Origin of the sequence: Flavobacterium aquiphilum, assembly GCF_027111335.1 — a bacterium.
Taxonomy (GTDB): domain Bacteria; phylum Bacteroidota; class Bacteroidia; order Flavobacteriales; family Flavobacteriaceae; genus Flavobacterium; species Flavobacterium aquiphilum.
In genome coordinates this window covers 3,566,268-3,584,561 of the sequence record NZ_CP114288.1, presented here as the reverse complement: position 1 = coordinate 3,584,561, position 18,294 = coordinate 3,566,268, and the positions used below count along the sequence as shown (strand labels likewise).

Below are 18,294 nucleotides of genomic sequence, written 5' to 3'. Positions count from 1 at the left end.
CCAAAAAATGGGATTCCAAATCACTGAAGAAGTTAATATCGAAATCGGAAAAGGTTATCTGATGGAGGATTATGTGATGGAGAAACCGATTTAATTAGTTCTTTTTGTTTGATTCAAGACCAATCTCACCAAATTCAAGAACCGTAGATTTCTTAGCAATAGTGCATTTACATTTGCTTTATAAAAATGTATTATTCACTAAAAAATCATAACCATGAAAAAAATCTTTTACTTATTAGTGTTTGTTTCTTCACTGTGTACTGCTCAGCCAAATGAGATAATTGCCAAACCTGCACGTAATTGTTATTTTGTTTTAGATAAAACAGTAATACGATTTGAAAATAATTTCATCTCAAATAAATTTATCTTGCAATATAATAGAGATCATGGAATTCATAATGATTTAAAACATACAGAGCACTATTTTAATGTATTGGGAGAAAACATTAATCTGAAAATATTAGATCTAAAGGAATACAAGAATCTAGTCATGATTGGAGACATATACGTGGATACTCTAAATGCAAATAAAGATTTATATAGAATTGAAAATCTTGAAGTTCAGGTTTTAAAAAATAATAAAATCGTAAAAAAATGGACTTCAGTCCAACAATCAATAAGTTATAGTGAAACTAATGTTCTTGATGGGAAAAAATATTTTGAAAACGGTTATATTCCTTACACAGATTCATTAGTTAACGGTGATAAACTTGTAATTTTATTTAGAAAAAAAGGAAAAGAAAGCTTTTTGAAGCTGCATTTTGAGAAGAAAGAAGGTGCTAGAAAACCTTTTATTATAATGTCAAATTCCAATGATTTAAATAAAACTGTAAGCTTTGAAAATTTTATTCAGGAATCAATAGACAGATTGCATAAATACAGTTTAGATAAATCAAATTTTTTTGAGTCCTGGCCTGAAGATTTTGCTCCAACACTTATAGGAAATAGAAACCGACATTTTAAAGGCGAAAAATATTGTTTGGTTTTTAGAAAGCCAAATGGTAAAAAAAGAGTTTATAATAGTTTTGAATACCGCACTAGCATAAATTCAAAACTTATGAATGGACAAATTCGAATGGAATCATTTTTCTGGATTTGAATGAATCTGGAGCCGATTACAAGCTTGAAGTCCGTTACAAAGATAACCCGCAATATGTCGCCGTTTATAAATTCAATACAGAACCGGATTGGTATCAAGCGCTGTGGTTTAAGGTTATTGTTGGAATATTTTTTCTGTTGATTTTTTCACTCGTTTATATCTTTTGGATGAAAAAAGTGTCCAAAAGAAAGCAATTGGAGCAAAAATCAAAAATTAAAATGCTGTATGCGCAGCTTAACCCGCATTTTGTATTCAATGCTTTGGGCTCTATTCAGGGCCTGCTTAATGATAATCAGATAGAAAAGGCAAATCAATATTTGGTTGGTTTTGGTTCATTGCTTAGAAATACACTTACTTCCAGTGAAAATGAAACCCAGAACCTTGAAATTGAGATAAAAAGTATCAAAAATTATATTGAGTTGGAGCAGCTACGAAATGCTTTCTCGTTTAGTTTAGTTATAGATGAAAAAATTAATGTTTATGAAACGCAAATACTTCCTCTTTTGATGCAGCCTTTGATAGAGAATGCCATAAAACACGGAATATCCAATAAAGAAAATGCTGAAATAGCGCTTAACATTTCAAAAAAAGAATATGATTTAATTTTTGAATTAGTCGATAACGGAAAAGGATTTAATACATTAGCAGTACAGAAAGGATTTGGTTTAAAACTTGTTAAAGACAGAATTACGTTATTTAATCAATCTTCGAAAAAAATGAAAATTGATATGAAAATCCAAAGTGATTTATCAGGCACACAAATTACTGTTTGTTATAAAAACTGGCTTAAAAATGATTAAAGGAATCATAATCGATGACGAACAACACAATATTATCAATCTTCAACGATTGCTGGAAAAGTATTGTCCTGAAGTAATTATTGTTGGTTCGTCGACAGATGCTAGTGAGGGAATAGCACTAATTAAAAGTAGTCAGCCTGATTTGGTTTTTTTGGATATCCAAATGCCAAATAAGGATGGGTTTCAGGTTTTACAAGAACTTAATTCTTATGATTTTGAAGTAATATTTGTGACCGCTTTCAGCCAATATGGGATCCAGGCTATTAAATTTTCTGCTATTGATTATCTTTTGAAACCAATAGATATTGAAGAGCTAAAAAAAGCAGTTGCAAAAACAAGTAGCAGATTAAAACATAAAAATCAAAATCTGCAACTGCAAAATTTACTTCATCATTTAAAAGAAAATAATAATGGTTCCGATCATCGAATAGCTATTTCATCGCTCAAAGAAACCCGTTTTGTTTATGTTAAAAATATAATCCGTTGCGAAAGTGAAAATAGTTATACATTATTTTTTACTGATGAAGGTGAGACAATAATTTCGACTGTTCCACTTTATGAATATGATGAAATGTTAAGTGGTTATGTATTCATTCGTTGTCACCAATCACATTTGGTAAATAAAAAACACGTAAAAAGCCTACTTAAAGAAGATAATTATGCTTTATTGCTTTATGACCAATTTCGAATTCCAGTTTCGCGTAATAAGAAGGATTTGGTCAAAAAAGCATTGCTTTGATTTATAAGTAGTAGAGATATAAGCTTAAACCGAAACGTTATCGTCTTCGGTTTTTTTATGCAATTTAATCTGTATAATACTTCGTGTCAAATGTTTAATCTAGGTTAAATTTTTATTTGTAACAATTTGATATATAATAAAATGAGTAAATTTAAAGTTCTTTTTTATTGATAGATAATAACTAAAAACTTAAAAATTGAACTCATGAAAACATCACACATTTATCCCGGAGCATACACATTGAATGCCTACATCACAATCAATGGATGCAGTGACGCTATAGAATTTTACAAAAAAGCTTTTGGTGCAATAGAAAAAGGTCGGTTATTGATGCCTGACGGCAAAATTGGACATGCCGAAATTGAAATCGAAGGTTCGATGCTGATGATGACCGACGAAAATATTGATTGGGGAAACAAAGGGCCCTTGGCCATTGGCGGAAATCCCATGTCTTTCGGATTGTATGTTAAAGATGCCGATGCTGTAATCCAAAGAGCTATTGATGCAGGTGCGACTCCAGTTGTGCCGGTTGATGATATGTTTTATGGAGACCGCGTAGGACATGTAATGGATCCTTTTGGTTACAAGTGGATGATTGCAACACATAAAGAAGATATGAGCTACGAGGAAATGCAAAGTAGATTTGATAAAATGCTGACTGCTCAATAATGTTTTATTTAATTTAATATCTGGGTTAACGGGTAATTATGTGATAATCATCATTCTTTTGCATTTTTTTTAGTCGTACATTTATATCAGTTTTGTTTGTAAATGAGCGTCTAAAAAATAAAAGATGGATTTCAGATCAATACTATTTTATGGTTTTACTTTTTTTTTGATGGCAGCGTGTTCTAATAAAGAGGACAGTGCGATCAAACCTACTTTGGGTGACGTGACCGAAAGTGTTTATGCATCAGGAGTGATAAAAGCAGAAGGGCAGTATGTTGTTTATGCCGCAGTAAACGGGAATCTACGAAAAATTGATGTAACAGTTGGTCAAACAATATCCATAGGTCAAAAGTTATTTGAATTGGATGAAGACAGGGCTAATTTGAATACTCAGAACGCAGAATTAGCCTATAAATTAAGTCAGCAAAGTAGTCAATATACAAAAGATAGAATTGCTGAAATTGAAATTAAAATTCAATCCGCAAAAAACAAAATGCTCTTGGACGAATCTATTTTGAAAAGGAATAAAAATGCAAAAGAGTTAGGAAATATTTCGGATGTAGATTATGAACGATTAGAATTATCCTATAAAAGTTCAAAGCTTGAATACGAAGCAGGGATTAAGCAATTGGCAGAGCTTAAAGCACAATTGCAAAATGAGGAAATTAGAAATAGTAATGTATTGAAAATCAACAGAAAGAATCAAAACGATTTTACTGTTAGAAGTGCTTTTTCGGGACAATTATTTGATATATTGGTTCGGGAAGGAGCATATATTACACCTCAAATACCGCTTGCAACCATCGGAAAATCCAATTCGTTTTTATTAGAGTTACAGGTGGATGAAAACGATATGGCCCGGATAGTTCTTGGTCAAAAAGGTTTTATAACTATGGACAGTTATAAAGGGGAGGTCTTTGAGGCAATAATTGATAAGATTTATCCAATTATGGTTGAACAATCCCGTACATTCAAAATTGAAGCTCACTTTGTAAAACCACCTCCAAAACTTTATCCAAACTTGACTGCTGAAGCGAACATTGTTATTAAAACCAAAAAGAATGTTATTACAATTCCAACAAATTATTTGATTCAAAATGAATACGTTTTAGTGAATAAAAATGAAAAACGAAAAGTAAAAACAGGCTTAAAGAATTATCAGAAAGTCGAGATCTTGGAAGGATTAAAACCAAGTGAATCTATTTATAAACCGGATAATGAACTTTAAACTTATAGTAAATATTGCGTTGCATTTGCTTCAGGCTAGGCTCAAGCAAACGATAGTTGCTGCGATAGGCGTGACTTTCAGTATTGCTATGTTTATTGCATTGGTCAGTTTTATGAATGGACTTAATAAACTGCTGGATGGATTGATGCTCAACAGAACACCACATGTGCGATTGTATAATGACATAAAGCCATCCGAGCATCAGCCGATAACTTTGGCGGAAGCCTATAAAAAAAGTACTAATTTTATTCGTTCTATCAAGCCAAAAGATATTGGAAAATCAATCTACAACAGTAAAGCCATTATTGCTAATTTAAAAAATGACCCACGCATTATTGATGTGGCGCCTAAAATCACGAGTCCGGTTTTTTTTAACTCTGGAACCATTGAGATTTCTGGAGTTATCAACGGAATAGATGTTTTGTCCGAAGAAAAAATATTTAAAATTAGTGAATACATTATCGAAGGGAAAGTGACCAGTTTACTTCAAAATAATAGCATCATTTTGGGAAAAGGACTTGCCAATAAAATGTTGCTTGTTGTTGGGGATATTATCAAAGTTACTTCTCCCAATGGTCATTTGACTTCTCTTAAAATAGTTGGTATTTCTCAAATGGGGATTTCTGATGTAGATGATGTAATGAGTTATACTTCATTAGGAACTGCCCAAAAAATATTGGGCGAACCTACCAACTATATTACCGATATTCAAATTCAATTATACGACAAAACAATAGCGCTTGAACTTGCAAAAGAGTTTAGGCGTAAATTCAATTTGGATGCAATTGACTATCAAACGGTCAATGCACAATTTGAGACCGGAAGTAAAATTCGAAATATTATATCCTATGCCGTGGGGATTGTTTTATTGATCGTGGCGGGTTTTGGGATTTATAATATTTTAAACATGATGATTTATGAAAAAATGGACAGCATCGCAATTCTAAAAGCGACTGGGTTTTCCGGGAATGATGTGAAATGGATTTTTATCTCACTTTCATTGGTTATAGGACTTGTGGGAGGAATATTTGGACTGTTATTTGGATTTGTTTTTTCCTCGATTATAGATGTGATTCCATTCAGGACAACTTCTTTGCCCACTATTACTACTTATCCTATTTATTACGATAGTATTTTTTATGTTATAGGGATTGTTTTTGCCTTATTTACGACTACAATCGCGGGTTATTTTCCTGCTTCAAAAGCCAGCAAGGTTGATCCGGTAGAAATCATTAGAGGGAAATAGTTATGGAGAATAATAAAGTATTGGAAACCATAGGGCTAACGAAGTATTTCTACGATCCGGTAAAATTTAAAGTGCTAACCTCAATTGATTTGAGTATTGATCATGGAGAATTTGTTTCGATTGTGGGAAAATCAGGTTGCGGAAAATCGACCCTGTTATATTTGCTTTCTACCATGGATACCGATTATGAAGGGCAAATATTAATTCACAATGAGCTTGTGACTGGAAAATCGGATAAGGTATTGGCGCAAATTCGGAATGAAAATATTGGTTTTGTGTTTCAATTCCACTATTTATTGATAGAATACAATGTTTTAAAAAACGTGATGTTGCCCGGAATGAAATTGGTCAAATTTACAGAGCAGGAGTTAGAGCATCGTGCATTAGAACATTTAAAAGTTTTAGGTATGGAAGATCATGCGCTAAAAATGCCGAATCAATTAAGTGGTGGGGAAAAACAAAGGGTAGCTATTGCCAGGGCATTAATAAACGACCCACTAATTATTATGGGAGATGAGCCAACAGGAAATTTAGATAAGCGAAATAGCGATATGGTTTTTGATATTTTTAGGGAGCTGACAATAGAAAAAAAACAAACCCTGCTTATTGTTACTCATGATAACGATTTTGCCAATAAAACCAATAGAATCATCACTATGGAAGACGGTAGGATTATTTCCTGATTCAATTGGTTTAAAGAGGTGTTGGTTGCGAATTAAACGGTAAATAAATTAAATAATTATCGAACCGATAAGTGTTTTGGAAGCTATCTTTTTTGTTTTTCAAAGGATGTTTTTTTATTAATTTAATGGTTAAATAACTGTTTATAAAGAGTTTAAATTCGTAACTTTACTAGGAATAGTATGATATTGTACTGTTGTCATAACTTTAAAAAATTTAATATTATGGAATCACAAATTGCAATTTACGACACCCATGAAAAAGCGGTGAATGCTATCAAGCAATTGAGCCACCAAGATTTTCCCATGGATAATGTTTCGCTATTGGGTCAGGCTGAAGTGATTGAAGATCATATTCATATCAAATCACTTGATACCGTAAAAAAAGCCCCGGCTGTAATTGGAATGGGAGCAGGTACACTTATCGGGTTACTTTCCGGAGTAGGTGTCTTTGCAATTCCCGGTTTTGGTTTTCTGTATGGAGCTGGTGCGCTTGTTGGACTCATTGCCGGACTTGATTTGGGTTTAATTGCGGGTGGTTTTATATCGCTTTTGACTTATACGGGCATTAAAGAAGAAGAGGTGGTCAAATGTCAAGAACACCTTAAAGAAGGCAAGTTTATGGTTATTGTAAAAGGTGCCAAAGAAGAAATTGAAAAAGCAAAACGCATTTTGCATGCCGATGGAAGCCATCTTGAAATGATCGGTTAAGATTTTTTATAGACGAGCTTTATTTTATATGCAGAAAAGGTATTAGTTCCTTTAGCAGCCCAAAGTTGGTTGTTGGAGGAACTTTTTGTTTCAAAAATCAATTTACTATTATTTCGTGTTTGTAGAGCAACCCTTTTAGGCCTTCTAATGCAAAAACAGCTTTCTTCAATTTGGTTGTTTTGGGGTCAATGGTGTAATTGCGACTGGTTTTAAAATTGGCTTTATTGGCAGTGGCTTTGGCAAATTCGGAGCGGTACAAATCACAATTTTCAAACAATGTTTCGGTCAAATCGGCAGCCATGAAATCCACTGCAATCATGCTGCAATTGATAAAAGGCGTTCCTTTTATTTTCAGGGCGTAAAATTTGGAAAAATCCAAAACACAATTGTTAAAACGAACTTCAAAAATCAGCTTGCTGCACATCGCAAAATTAACATCTTTGATTTCGCAACGATTAAAAGTCACCGTTCTCAACGCCACATGATTGATTTTTCCCTGGCTAAAAATACAATCATTAAAAACACAATCGATAAAAGTAACATCCATGAAGTTACAGGCCGAAAAAGTGCAGTTATTGAATGTACAGCACTCAAATTCCTTAAAACTCATTTCATCTACGCCATAAATATGGTTATTGTATTCGATATCTAGAAAATATTCAGGCATTTCAGCATTTTAGTTTTTGGCAAAGAAACAAATTTACATTTTCAGGGAAGAAGCAACAGCAATTAAAATTTTTATTTTTTTTGGAGCAGAACTTTTTTGCAAATAACAATAGTGGTCCCGCTGTCATTCCAATTCCCGTTTTAGAAAACTACGGCAAAAAAAGCCTTGTTTTCTAAAACGGGCGATTTTCCCTTCCATCGGGGCTAGGCAAGAAGTGTAGTAGTGTAATCAGTTTTTGAAAGGATTAAATTCAAAATTTATTTAATTTTTTTGTTTACCCCAATGGCAATTTTCTGAATCCCTCGAATTGCCAAGTAGCGGATTTTTTCTTTATAGATAACCCAACCTCCTATAGCTCCCAGAATACTTCCAATTGAAATTTCTATGAATCGCAAATGAATTAACATATTAGGATTCTGTGCCAATGGGTTTGCAGCTTCGGTTAATAATATAGTCATTGGCGTAATAAAAATAACAGCAATTGCATATTGCCTTACGACCAGTATTTCGACAATAAATTGAAGAATAATTATAGCAAAGCATATTGCAAAGGGTACATCGATAGTTTTTAGCAATATCCAGGAAAATCCTAAGCCAATGAAAGTCCCCAAAATACGATGAAACGATCTTTGCCAAATATGATACAACGATGAACCCTGCATCACAGCAGCGCAGGAAATAGGAATCCAATACGGATTTTTGAATTGGAGTAAATGACCTATAAGCATTGTCAAAAACATAAATACACCTACTATAATTGCCTCCATAAAGTCGGCATACTTGTTCTTTTTAATTATCGATTTATCTTGCTTTGCAGTTGGAGATTTTTCTTTAATCGATAAGAGTACAGTATAGCCTACAGCGAGTAAACAAGAGAGTATGGTTCCCAATGCAAAAAGCCCTGTCTTTAAAGGAATTTCAGATAGATTGTATGGAAAACAGCTTGCGACAGAGGCAACCAATATAAAAAAGAAATTGCCCGGTGGAGGCGTTTTATAATAAAGATGAATCCAATGAATCGTACAGGCAAATAGCCCAAAAGCAATACACGAAACATAAGGATTAAAACTGAAGAGTAAACCGAAAACAAAAGAAGTCATAAGTCCCAAAGAACAAATTAATATGGTCATCATGTTTTTGGTAAAGTTGCCAAAACTTGGTAGGTAAAGGATAACCATACTTCCCTGTGAAGCCAAGAGACCATATTTTATGTTTCCAAAATACAATCCTATCAATAACGGAATTCCAATGCAAATGGATGCCAACAATGCCAAATGCCATTTTCTACCGGATTGTTTGAGGAAAAACAAATTGTTAAGTTCTTTACAAATTGTGTTTTTTACGTCCATGAACATTCTTTTCAAATTGTTTTTTACAAATTTATGACGAATGTTTTTTAAAACTGATATTTTGCATTTAATTGTATTTTTTAAGAGTTATTTTTGTAGTAATTGTCTTTAATTTAATTTATTTTGTAGTTTTTTTATTATTAATACAGTGAGAAATTATTGTTAACATAACATAAAGTTTTACGGTTTTAAAGGGGGGAAAACGTTTTCACATATTTTTATAACTTTTGTTTGTAGAAAATATGTTTTTTTATTTCATTCTTTTATTAATTTCGCACTCAAATGAGAGTAATTATAAATACAATATGGCTTTGCCTTTTTCTGCTTGTAGGTGGACAAGATCTGCATGCAGATACATCGTCTATAGTCATAAAAGATTTCTCTCCGATTACTTTCATTAAAAAAGGGCAAATAAAACATAAAAAAATAGAACCCGGTAGCGTACTAATCGAGGAAGAGGGTGTTGATTTAGACGAGGAATTCCATCGAACTGATAATATCAATAACGGCGCTTCTAAACTTATTCCTGTTAGACACAGTTTATTGGACAGTTGGTATTTAACCTTTTCCGATAAATTTCTTTTAAAGGATTCTACTAAAAAGTTCGAAATAATTACGCCCAATTGTGGCTATTCCAGCCCTATTTACCTACGAATAGGAGTTTTACGAATTTGATTTTACATGACACATCGGTTTCCGAAGATGTGATCATGTTTTGCAAATAAACATTTTCTGATTTTTGATCTTGTAAACGGTTCATATTCTGTACCGGTAACTGATGGTTTTTATACCTAAAGGAATTTTTATTCCATTTACTTATTGCTTAACTACCATTTTATTTTACAATGAAAAAAACACTCGTGTTAACTGGTTTAATTGCCATGTTGTGCCTAACAAGCTGTACAACAAAAAAAGAAGAGAAAGAAGAAGCTGTGAAGTTTACGGTTACTAATCCCGTTCAAATTGATACTTCATTTACCAAGCAGTATGTTTCGCAGATTCGTTCCGTTAGAAATATTGAAATCCGTGCTCAGGAAAAAGGTTTCCTGCAAAATATTTATGTTGATGAAGGACAATTTGTAAAAGCCGGTCAGGTTTTGTTCAGAATTATGCCAAAAGTGTATGAGGCTGAATTATTAAGAGCCAGAGCAGAAGAAAAAGCGGCAGAAATCGAACTTCAAAATGCTAAAACCTTAGCTGATAAAAATATTGTTTCAAAAAATGAACAGGCTGTAGCCCAGGCAAAATTAGACCAAGCCAGAGCTGAAGTTTCATTGGCAAAACTTCATTTGTCATTTACCGAAATCAGAGCTCCGTTTGACGGAACTATTGACCGTATCCCTAAAAAATTAGGAAGTCTTATAGACGAAGGAGAATTATTAACCAGCCTTTCGGACAACAGCAATATGTTTGCTTATTTTAATGTATCCGAACCCGAATATTTGGATTATCAAGTCAATAAAAGTGACAGAGCAAGCAGTACGGTAACTTTGCTTTTGGCAAATGGTCAACCTTTAAAATACAAAGGGCAGGTTGAAGTTATAGAAAGTGAATTTAATAGCGAAACTGGTAATATTGCCTTTAGAGCAAAATTCCCAAATTCGGAAAAATTATTGAGAAACGGTGAAACAGGTTCTGTTTTAATGACTGTTCCGTTGAGAAATGCATTGGTTATACCTCAAAAAGCCACTTACGAAATACAGGATAAAAAATATGTATTTGTAGTAGATAAAAACAACGTAATTAAATCCAAAGAGATTACGATTAAAGGGGAAATGCCTGATTTATATGTTATCGAATCTGGTATAACTGCCAATGATAAAATAGTTTTTGATGGTATTCAAAAAGCGGATGATAATGAGAAAATTCAGTATGAGTATCTAAAGCCGAAAGAAGTATTGTCTAGCTTAAGATTAAAAGCAGAGTAGTCATTTTAACTATTTAAAAAAAGATAAAAAATGTTTAATAAATTTATACAGAGACCCGTATTATCGATAGTAATATCGTTAGTTATTGTCTTTTTAGGGATATTGGCAATGACTAGTTTGCCGGTAACACAATTCCCTTCCATTTCACCTCCAAAAGTAAATATTACTGCCGATTATCCTGGAGCTAATGGTGAGTTGATGATTAAAGCGGTTGTAATTCCTCTTGAAAGAGCCTTAAATGGAGTTCCGGGAATGAAATACATCACATCGGATGCAGGAAATGATGGAGAAGCAAACGTTCAGGTGATTTTTAATCTTGGGACCGATCCAAACCAAGCAGCTATTAACGTACAAAACCGTGTATCTTCAGTAATCAATAAGCTTCCTCCTTTGGTAGTGAGAGAAGGTTTGAAAATCACACGCGAAGAGCCTAATATGCTTTTGTATATTAACTTATTCAGTAAAGACCCAAAAACAAGTCAAAAATTCCTTTTCAACTATGCGGATATCAATATTCTTTCTGATATTAAACGTGTAAATGGTGTTGGGGTTGCTGATATTTTAGGAAATCGTGAATATGCGATGCGTATTTGGTTGAAGCCAGACCGAATGTTGGCTTACAAAATTTCGGCCGACGAAGTTATGGAAGCATTGAGTAACCAAAGTTTGGAAGCTTCTCCCGGTAAAACAGGGGAAAGTTCCGGTAAAAGATCTCAGGCTTTTGAATATGTATTGAAATACAAAGGGAGGTACACTACACCTCAAGGATATGAAAATATCGTAGTACGTTCCAATGCTGACGGTGAAATGCTTCGATTGAAAGACGTTGCCGATGTAGAGTTTGGAAGTTCCATGTATGATATTTATTCGAGTATCGACGGAAAACCATCTGCGGCAATTACTATAAAACAATCGTATGGAAGTAATGCCAGTCAGGTAATTGAGGATGTTAAAGCCAAAATGGAGGAATTAAAGAAATCGTTCCCAAAAGGAATGGATTATGAAATAAGTTATGACGTTTCTAAATTCCTTGATGCTTCGATTGAAAAAGTAATCCATACATTAGTAGAAGCTTTCATATTGGTGGGTCTTGTGGTGTTCATTTTCCTTGGAGATTGGCGCTCAACACTTATTCCTGCTATTGCAGTACCCGTTTCGTTAGTAGGTACTTTTGCTTTTATGCAAATGTTCGGAATTACCATCAACTTGATTACGTTATTTGCGCTTGTGTTGGCAATTGGGGTCGTGGTCGATGATGCGATCGTTGTTATTGAAGCCGTCCACGCCAAGATGGAAGAAGAACATCTCTCGGCCAGAAAGGCAACCAAAAAAGCGATGAATGAGATTGGTGGAGCGATTATCGCAATTACCTTCTTGATGGCCGCGGTATTTATTCCTGTAGCATTTATGTCTGGTCCGGTAGGGATTTTCTATCGTCAGTTCTCGATCACGATGGCAACTTCAATTATTTTGTCAGGGATAGTAGCATTGACATTGACTCCGGCATTGTGTGCTTTGATGCTGAAAAATGTTCATGGGAAACCACGTCCTAAGAATTTAGTTAATAGATTCTTGGATGGTTTCAATAAACAGTTCAATTTCTTATCAGAGAGATACCAAAAAATATTGGCGATGGTCATCAATAGAAGATCAGTTTCTATTGGGGTTTTAGTTGGATTTTGTATCGGGATATTTTTTATAAATAATAGTCTTCCTTCAGGATTTATTCCGAGTGAAGATCAGGGAATGTTTTATGCAATTATTCAGACTCCTCCTGGTTCATCATTGGAAAGAACCAATGCGATAGCTGAAAAACTTCAAAAAGTTGCTGAGAAAGTTGAAGGAGTGAAATCGGTATCTGCTCTTGCGGGTTATGAAATCTTATCTGAAGGAACTGGTTCTAACACGGGAACTTGTTTGATCAACTTAAAAGATTGGCATGATCGTAAACACAATGTTGAGGAGATTATCAAAGAATTAGAGGAAGAAACCAAAGACATTTCGGGTGCTACCATTGAGTATTTCCAACCTCCGGCTGTTCCCGGATATGGAGCTGCAGGTGGATTCGAATTACGTTTATTGGATAAAGCTGGCTCCGGGGATTATAAAAAAATGGAAACGGTAAGTAGGGAATTCGTTAAGGAACTAAAAAAACGTCCTGAATTAACTTCTGTGTTTACATTTTATAGTGCAAGTTTCCCTCAATACATGCTTGATATCGATAATGATTTGGCACAACAAAAAGGTGTTAGTATCGATGATGCCATGAATACTTTGTCAACACTTGTGGGTAGTAACTATGAAACAAACTTCATTAAATACGACCGTCAGTATAAAGTAATTGTTCAGGCATCTCCACAATACAGAGCGCTTCCTGAAGACATATTGAAATTGTACGTGAAAAATAACAGAGACGAAATGGTACCTTTTTCTTCTTTTATGAAAATGAGAAAAGTATATGGACTTTCTGAAATTACGAGACACAATATGTACAATGCAGCCGAAATTAGTGGAGCTCCTGCAATTGGTTACAGTTCCGGAACTGCTATTGAAGTGGTAAAAGAAGTTGCTGCCAAAACACTTCCTAGAGGATTTGGTATTGACTGGGCAGGTATCTCTGCCGATGAGGTTGCCAGAGGAAACGAGGCGATTTATATTTTCTTAATCTGTCTTGGCTTCGTTTATTTGGTTCTTGCAGCTCAATACGAAAGTTTCATATTGCCGCTTGTTGTTATTTTATCATTGCCGGCAGGTATTTTTGGAGCCTTCTTGTTCTTGAAATTATTTGGTCTTGCTAATAATATCTATGCTCAGGTTGCTTTTGTAATGCTCATCGGATTGCTGGGTAAAAATGCTGTACTTATTGTAGAGTTTGCCGCGCAGAAGCATAGTCAGGGCGCGTCGGTACTCGATGCAGCGATGCAAGGAGCAGCAGTTCGTTTCCGTCCAATTTTGATGACATCGTTCGCGTTTATTGCAGGTTTGATTCCGTTGGCAATTGCTTCCGATCCGGGTAAAATTGGAAACAGAACACTTGGTTCTGCGGCAGCAGGGGGGATGCTTATTGGTACAATTTGCGGGGTATTAATTATTCCTGGCTTGTATTACATTTTTGCAAAAATTTCTGAAAGACATCAGTTCTCTAAAAAAGATGATGAAAATCCATTTACCGAATATTTGAATGATCATGAATAAAATAAAGTCCTATAAATATATTGTCCCGCTAGGTATTTGCCTGGCGGTGGCAAGTTGTACTCCGGCTCTTGCACCTTTGGCAGAAACCAAAGCTGTTCCTCAATCTTTCGATAAGAGCACTGATACGACTAATACATCTACCACATCTTGGCGTACTTATTTTAAAGATCCAAATTTGGTAAACCTGATTGATATTGCTTTAAAAAACAATCAGGAGTTGCAAATTACTTTGCAGGAAATCGAAATTGCAAAGAATGATATCCGAGTAAGAAAAGGTGCGCTTTTACCATCAGTTGGTATTGGAGCAGGAGCAGGGATAGAAAAAGTAGGAAGATATACTAGCCAAGGAGCTGGTGATGCTTCTACTGAAATTAAACCTGGTCAGGAAATGCCTGATCCATTGGGTGATTTAAAAATCGCTGCCTATGCACACTGGGAAGTAGATATCTGGAAAAAACTGCGCAACTCTAAGAAAGCTGCCGTTAGCAGATATTTATCAACTGTTGAAGGTAAAAACTTTGTGATTACTAATTTAATTGCTGAAGTAGCCGATTCGTATTATGAATTATTGGCTCTCGACAGTCAGTTAGAGATTGTAAGAAAGAATATTGAGCTGCAATCAAATGCTTTGGAGGTTGTAAAAATCCAAAAGCAAGCAGCAAGAGCCACTGAATTGGCGGTTCAAAAATTCCAGGCAGAGGTTTTAGCTTCCAAAAGTATGGAGTTCGATATTCTGCAAAACATAAAGGAAACCGAAAATAAAATCAATTTTCTGTTAGGGCAATATCCACAGGAGATAAAAAGAAGTAAAGGCAGTTTCATGGACTTGATGCCTGCGATTGTAAAATCGGGTATTCCGTCTCAATTATTGGCTAATCGTCCTGATATTAAACAAGCCGAATTGGAATTGGAAGCTGCAAAGTTAGACGTGAAAGTGGCTCGCGCCGAGTTCTATCCTTCGCTTGACATTACTGCTGCAATTGGGGTAAATGCATTCAAGCCTTCTTATTTGTTTACGCTTCCTGAATCGTTGTTGTATTCCCTGGCGGGTGATATTGCTGCTCCGTTAATTAACAGAAATGCGATTAAAGCAGAGTATAGTTCTGCCAATGCAAGACAAATTCAGGCTTTATATAATTATGAGCGAACTATTTTAAATGCCTATTTGGAAGTATCAACTCAACTTTCGAAAATCAATAATTTGGAAAAAAGCTATGATTTAAAATCACAGCAAGTGACTGCGATGAATCGCTCGATTGATGTTGCGGGCGATTTGTTCAAGTCAGCCAAAGCCGATTATTTTGAAGTTTTGATGACTCAGCGTGATGCTTTGGAATCTCAACTTGAATTGATTGATACCAAAAAAGAACAACTAGCAGCCTCAGTCCATGTGTACAGAGACCTGGGAGGAGGTTGGAAATAATACCATTTTTTTAGTTTGCCAAAGCCCTAAACATGTCAAAGTGTTTGGGGCTTTTTTTTACTTCGTCATAAGTTGGTTGGTATAATTGCGTTTAGGGGTTTCCAATAGATTAAAAAAATTTTTATTATTTGTAATCTTTTTCTGCTATTTTTGGAGATAAATAATTTGAAAAGAAGTATGCGCATAACATACCAATTTGGAATAAAACTGGTTTAATTTATGCTTGTATAAACTAGTTAGCTGCCATTTTAAAGCACCCGTTACGACAAAAATAACTTGAATAAAAATAAACTTGCATATTATAAGCGCACTTATTATATTTGCACTGACAAATTTATTTAACTTTTAAAATTCAAGAAAATATGTGGACTAAATCTCACTCAATCGTAACAAATGAAGTTACAAAAGAACAAATTTGGAAACTCTTTGCAGATGTCAATAATTGGCATACTTGGGACAACGGAGTTGAATTTGCAAAATTGGAAGGCAGGTTTGAAAAAGGAAATCATTTTATGTTTAAGCCGAAAGGCGGACCAAAACTTAAAATTGGAATTGTAGAGGCAACCGAGAATAAGAGCTTTACGGACTTTACAAAATTTCCATTGGCTAAAATGTATGGAGAACATATTTTTGAAGAAACGCCAAATGGACTGAAACTGACAACAACAATGACAGTAAAAGGAATTTTGAGTTTTTTATGGGTAAAAATTGTAGCTCAAAAAATTGTTGATACATTGCCAGAAGATATGCAACAACAAATAAAAACTGCAAAAAATCTATGAAAAAAGACGATAACACTTTTAGCGTAGAAAAGGCGGAAGATAGTTCAGGTTTTTTATTGTGGCAAGTAACAAATCTTTGGCAACGTGAAATCAAAAAAGCATTAGAACCTTATGACTTGACACATTCGCAATTTGTTTTAATGGCAAGTATTCATTGGCTGACATTGCAGAAACAAGATGTAACACAAATTTTGTTGTCATCACATACAAAAATTGACCCAATGACAACTTCAACAGTTTTGAGAACGTTACAAAAAAAAGGGCTTGTTCTGCGACAAGAACACTTAACTGACACAAGAGCAAAAACCGTTGGACTTACTGAAAATGGGAAGAAAATTATCAAACAAGCAGTAAAGACAGTTGAAACTTTTGACAAGACTTTTTTTACAATACTTGGCGCCAAGACACGAAAATTTAATGAACAATTATTAACTTTACTCGGACAGAAAAAATAAAAACGGCAGGTAACAACGGTTTGGCGAAAGTGGGGCATTTGGGTTAAATTGAACATTAGTATTTCTATTGTACATTTTTGCTAAACTGAACATTTGTGCGTGTAAATCCCCACATTCGCCAAGCCGCAAAACGTTATAGGCAACCAACCAAACGTAGCTTAACAAAAAAGCTGTAAAAATTAAAAAAAAATAATTTCTTTGCATCTTTAATTAAAAATAATTTAATATTTAGTATAAATAAATGAAAATTTTACAAAAATTAACTGTATCTTTGTCACTTATTAATATAATATTTTTATGAACGAAGGAACAATTAAATTTTTCAACGAAGCAAAAGGCTTCGGATTTATCACTCCAAACGGTGGTGGTAATGATGTATTCGTGCATGTTACTGGTCTTAATGAATCAGTACGTGAGAACGACTCGGTAACTTACACCGTAGAAAACGGACAAAAAGGACCAACTGCAACTAATGTAAACGTTATCTAAGATATATTTTACTTATTACAAGTAAAGCCAGTCTCTTGAGATTGGCTTTTTTCATTTAATTAATTCTGCAGCTTATAATAGCGGTTAGGCGCAATAGTTACTATCTATTCCGCCAGAAACCTAACGATTTACTGAAACTTTTTCTTCATGCAAAATATTTTTTCTTAAATATACCGCTAATACGCCTAGTCGCGGCACGTTAAAAAAAAACTCAATATCGAAACGTCTAAAAAAGCAAAGCCATTAACATGTTAAAGTGTTTAGGGCTTTTTTCAAAATATTGAGGATACAAAATGGATTAAAGTTTTGTATTATTACAAAAAAATAATGAAGATGAAATTATCAACAACTATCAAAGTGGCTATTGTAGCTCTTATGACTCAACAATCGATACTGTCGCAAGAGGTAATGAAAGAAGTAACTGCGACTGATCAAAAATATACCATCGAAAATTGTGTTAACCATTTCGAATTGGATAAGGCTGTTAAAACCAAAGTGGGTTACCAATATTGGTTTGCCGATAAAAATTTTACTCTGGAAAATACACTCAAAATGAGTATCGTTGAGCCTGGGAAATCAACTCATGCGCCACATCATCACATTGAAGAGGAACTTTTCTATATTCTTGAAGGTACAGCCGAGTTTTTTTTAGATGGAAAAACGGTAACTGCGGGGCCTAACACTAGTTTTTATTGCCCATCCAATGTTGAACACGGCATCAAAAATGTTGGAAATACCAATTTGAAGTATTTGGTTATAAAGAAAGATCTGAAATAGTTTTTTCAGTGATTAGTGACAGCTTTTGGTAAGCGACTTCCAATATTCACTAATCAC

At 34.3% G+C, this 18,294-nt stretch carries 18 protein-coding genes; 16 read left to right on the top strand and 2 right to left on the bottom strand.

Features of this window, described 5'->3' with window-relative positions:
- Nucleotides 1-214: 214 nt before the first annotated feature.
- The 8 genes from OZP12_RS14520 to OZP12_RS14485 all read left to right on the top strand — a co-directional run bounded on the left by OZP12_RS14520 (nt 215) and on the right by OZP12_RS14485 (nt 7,172).
- A complete protein-coding gene (locus OZP12_RS14520) occupies nt 215-1,099 on the top strand; it encodes a hypothetical protein (protein WP_281225749.1) in 885 nt (294 codons plus the stop codon).
- Nucleotides 1,096-1,899, top strand: coding sequence for a sensor histidine kinase (locus OZP12_RS14515; RefSeq protein WP_281225748.1), 804 nt, complete (start codon nt 1,096-1,098; stop codon nt 1,897-1,899). Before OZP12_RS14520 ends, OZP12_RS14515 begins: the two co-directional genes overlap by 4 nt.
- Nucleotides 1,892-2,638, top strand: coding sequence for a LytR/AlgR family response regulator transcription factor (locus OZP12_RS14510; protein WP_281225747.1), 747 nt, complete (start codon nt 1,892-1,894; stop codon nt 2,636-2,638). The genes OZP12_RS14515 and OZP12_RS14510 overlap by 8 nt, the downstream gene beginning before the upstream one ends.
- 204 nt (nt 2,639-2,842) lie before the next feature.
- Nucleotides 2,843-3,307: a VOC family protein gene (locus OZP12_RS14505; RefSeq protein ID WP_281225746.1), complete on the top strand. Its 465-nt coding sequence runs from the start codon at nt 2,843-2,845 to the stop codon at nt 3,305-3,307.
- A gap of 124 nt (nt 3,308-3,431) precedes the next feature.
- Complete coding sequence (locus OZP12_RS14500) at nt 3,432-4,535, top strand: efflux RND transporter periplasmic adaptor subunit (protein ID WP_281225745.1); 1,104 nt, start codon at nt 3,432-3,434, stop codon at nt 4,533-4,535.
- Entirely contained in the window at nt 4,525-5,781 is a 1,257-nt protein-coding gene (locus tag OZP12_RS14495) for an ABC transporter permease (RefSeq protein WP_281225744.1), read from the top strand. The genes OZP12_RS14500 and OZP12_RS14495 overlap by 11 nt, the downstream gene beginning before the upstream one ends.
- A gap of 2 nt (nt 5,782-5,783) precedes the next feature.
- Entirely contained in the window at nt 5,784-6,464 is a 681-nt protein-coding gene (locus OZP12_RS14490; protein WP_281225743.1) for an ABC transporter ATP-binding protein, read from the top strand.
- Between the two features lie 222 nt (nt 6,465-6,686).
- Nucleotides 6,687-7,172 carry a hypothetical protein gene (locus OZP12_RS14485; protein WP_281225742.1) on the top strand — a complete coding sequence of 162 codons (486 nt, stop codon included), beginning with the start codon at nt 6,687-6,689 and terminating at the stop codon, nt 7,170-7,172.
- Between the two features lie 97 nt (nt 7,173-7,269).
- Here OZP12_RS14485 and OZP12_RS14480 read toward each other — a convergent pair whose 3' ends face one another.
- Both OZP12_RS14480 and OZP12_RS14475 read right to left on the bottom strand, forming a co-directional pair.
- Complete coding sequence (locus tag OZP12_RS14480; RefSeq protein WP_281225741.1) at nt 7,270-7,839, bottom strand: pentapeptide repeat-containing protein; 570 nt, start codon at nt 7,837-7,839, stop codon at nt 7,270-7,272.
- Between the two features lie 257 nt (nt 7,840-8,096).
- The gene (locus tag OZP12_RS14475) at nt 8,097-9,188 is read right to left on the bottom strand and encodes an FUSC family protein (RefSeq protein ID WP_281225740.1); all 1,092 of its coding nucleotides are present in this window, start codon (nt 9,186-9,188) and stop codon (nt 8,097-8,099) included.
- Between the two features lie 282 nt (nt 9,189-9,470).
- Between OZP12_RS14475 and OZP12_RS14470 the strand changes: the two genes are divergently transcribed.
- The 8 genes from OZP12_RS14470 to OZP12_RS14435 all read left to right on the top strand — a co-directional run bounded on the left by OZP12_RS14470 (nt 9,471) and on the right by OZP12_RS14435 (nt 18,237).
- Entirely contained in the window at nt 9,471-9,863 is a 393-nt protein-coding gene (locus OZP12_RS14470; RefSeq protein ID WP_281225739.1) for a hypothetical protein, read from the top strand.
- A 170-nt stretch (nt 9,864-10,033) separates the two neighbouring features.
- Nucleotides 10,034-11,116 carry an efflux RND transporter periplasmic adaptor subunit gene (locus OZP12_RS14465; protein ID WP_281225738.1) on the top strand — a complete coding sequence of 361 codons (1,083 nt, stop codon included), beginning with the start codon at nt 10,034-10,036 and terminating at the stop codon, nt 11,114-11,116.
- 30 nt (nt 11,117-11,146) lie between these two features.
- Complete coding sequence (locus tag OZP12_RS14460) at nt 11,147-14,311, top strand: efflux RND transporter permease subunit (protein WP_281225737.1); 3,165 nt, start codon at nt 11,147-11,149, stop codon at nt 14,309-14,311.
- On the top strand, nt 14,304-15,734 hold the full coding sequence (locus tag OZP12_RS14455) for a TolC family protein (protein WP_281225736.1): 1,431 nt from the start codon (nt 14,304-14,306) through the stop codon (nt 15,732-15,734). Before OZP12_RS14460 ends, OZP12_RS14455 begins: the two co-directional genes overlap by 8 nt.
- Before the next feature lie 362 nt (nt 15,735-16,096).
- On the top strand, nt 16,097-16,516 hold the full coding sequence (locus OZP12_RS14450) for an SRPBCC family protein (protein ID WP_281225735.1): 420 nt from the start codon (nt 16,097-16,099) through the stop codon (nt 16,514-16,516).
- On the top strand, nt 16,513-16,971 hold the full coding sequence (locus tag OZP12_RS14445; RefSeq protein ID WP_281225734.1) for a MarR family winged helix-turn-helix transcriptional regulator: 459 nt from the start codon (nt 16,513-16,515) through the stop codon (nt 16,969-16,971). Before OZP12_RS14450 ends, OZP12_RS14445 begins: the two co-directional genes overlap by 4 nt.
- Before the next feature lie 297 nt (nt 16,972-17,268).
- Nucleotides 17,269-17,460, top strand: a complete 192-nt coding sequence (locus OZP12_RS14440; RefSeq protein WP_281225733.1) for a cold-shock protein — start codon at nt 17,269-17,271, stop codon at nt 17,458-17,460.
- 333 nt (nt 17,461-17,793) lie between these two features.
- Entirely contained in the window at nt 17,794-18,237 is a 444-nt protein-coding gene (locus OZP12_RS14435; protein ID WP_281225732.1) for a cupin domain-containing protein, read from the top strand.
- Nucleotides 18,238-18,294 lie beyond the last annotated feature (57 nt).

Bases quoted from the DNA above. Each gene is read 5' to 3' on its own strand.
- OZP12_RS14470 (WP_281225739.1), top strand. From the start codon at position 9,471: ATGAGAGTAATTATAAATACAATATGGCTTTGCCTTTTTCTGCTTGTA.
- OZP12_RS14435 (WP_281225732.1), top strand. From the start codon at position 17,794: ATGAAATTATCAACAACTATCAAAGTGGCTATTGTAGCTCTTATGACT.
- OZP12_RS14440 (WP_281225733.1), top strand. From the start codon at position 17,269: ATGAACGAAGGAACAATTAAATTTTTCAACGAAGCAAAAGGCTTCGGA.
- OZP12_RS14460 (WP_281225737.1), top strand. From the start codon at position 11,147: ATGTTTAATAAATTTATACAGAGACCCGTATTATCGATAGTAATATCG.
- OZP12_RS14490 (WP_281225743.1), top strand. From the start codon at position 5,784: ATGGAGAATAATAAAGTATTGGAAACCATAGGGCTAACGAAGTATTTC.
- OZP12_RS14445 (WP_281225734.1), top strand. From the start codon at position 16,513: ATGAAAAAAGACGATAACACTTTTAGCGTAGAAAAGGCGGAAGATAGT.
- OZP12_RS14450 (WP_281225735.1), top strand. From the start codon at position 16,097: ATGTGGACTAAATCTCACTCAATCGTAACAAATGAAGTTACAAAAGAA.
- OZP12_RS14485 (WP_281225742.1), top strand. From the start codon at position 6,687: ATGGAATCACAAATTGCAATTTACGACACCCATGAAAAAGCGGTGAAT.
- OZP12_RS14505 (WP_281225746.1), top strand. From the start codon at position 2,843: ATGAAAACATCACACATTTATCCCGGAGCATACACATTGAATGCCTAC.
- OZP12_RS14475 (WP_281225740.1), bottom strand. From the start codon at position 9,188: ATGGACGTAAAAAACACAATTTGTAAAGAACTTAACAATTTGTTTTTC.
- OZP12_RS14510 (WP_281225747.1), top strand. From the start codon at position 1,892: ATGATTAAAGGAATCATAATCGATGACGAACAACACAATATTATCAAT.
- OZP12_RS14465 (WP_281225738.1), top strand. From the start codon at position 10,034: ATGAAAAAAACACTCGTGTTAACTGGTTTAATTGCCATGTTGTGCCTA.
- OZP12_RS14455 (WP_281225736.1), top strand. From the start codon at position 14,304: ATGAATAAAATAAAGTCCTATAAATATATTGTCCCGCTAGGTATTTGC.
- OZP12_RS14500 (WP_281225745.1), top strand. From the start codon at position 3,432: ATGGATTTCAGATCAATACTATTTTATGGTTTTACTTTTTTTTTGATG.
- OZP12_RS14520 (WP_281225749.1), top strand. From the start codon at position 215: ATGAAAAAAATCTTTTACTTATTAGTGTTTGTTTCTTCACTGTGTACT.
- OZP12_RS14480 (WP_281225741.1), bottom strand. From the start codon at position 7,839: ATGCCTGAATATTTTCTAGATATCGAATACAATAACCATATTTATGGC.
- OZP12_RS14495 (WP_281225744.1), top strand. From the start codon at position 4,525: ATGAACTTTAAACTTATAGTAAATATTGCGTTGCATTTGCTTCAGGCT.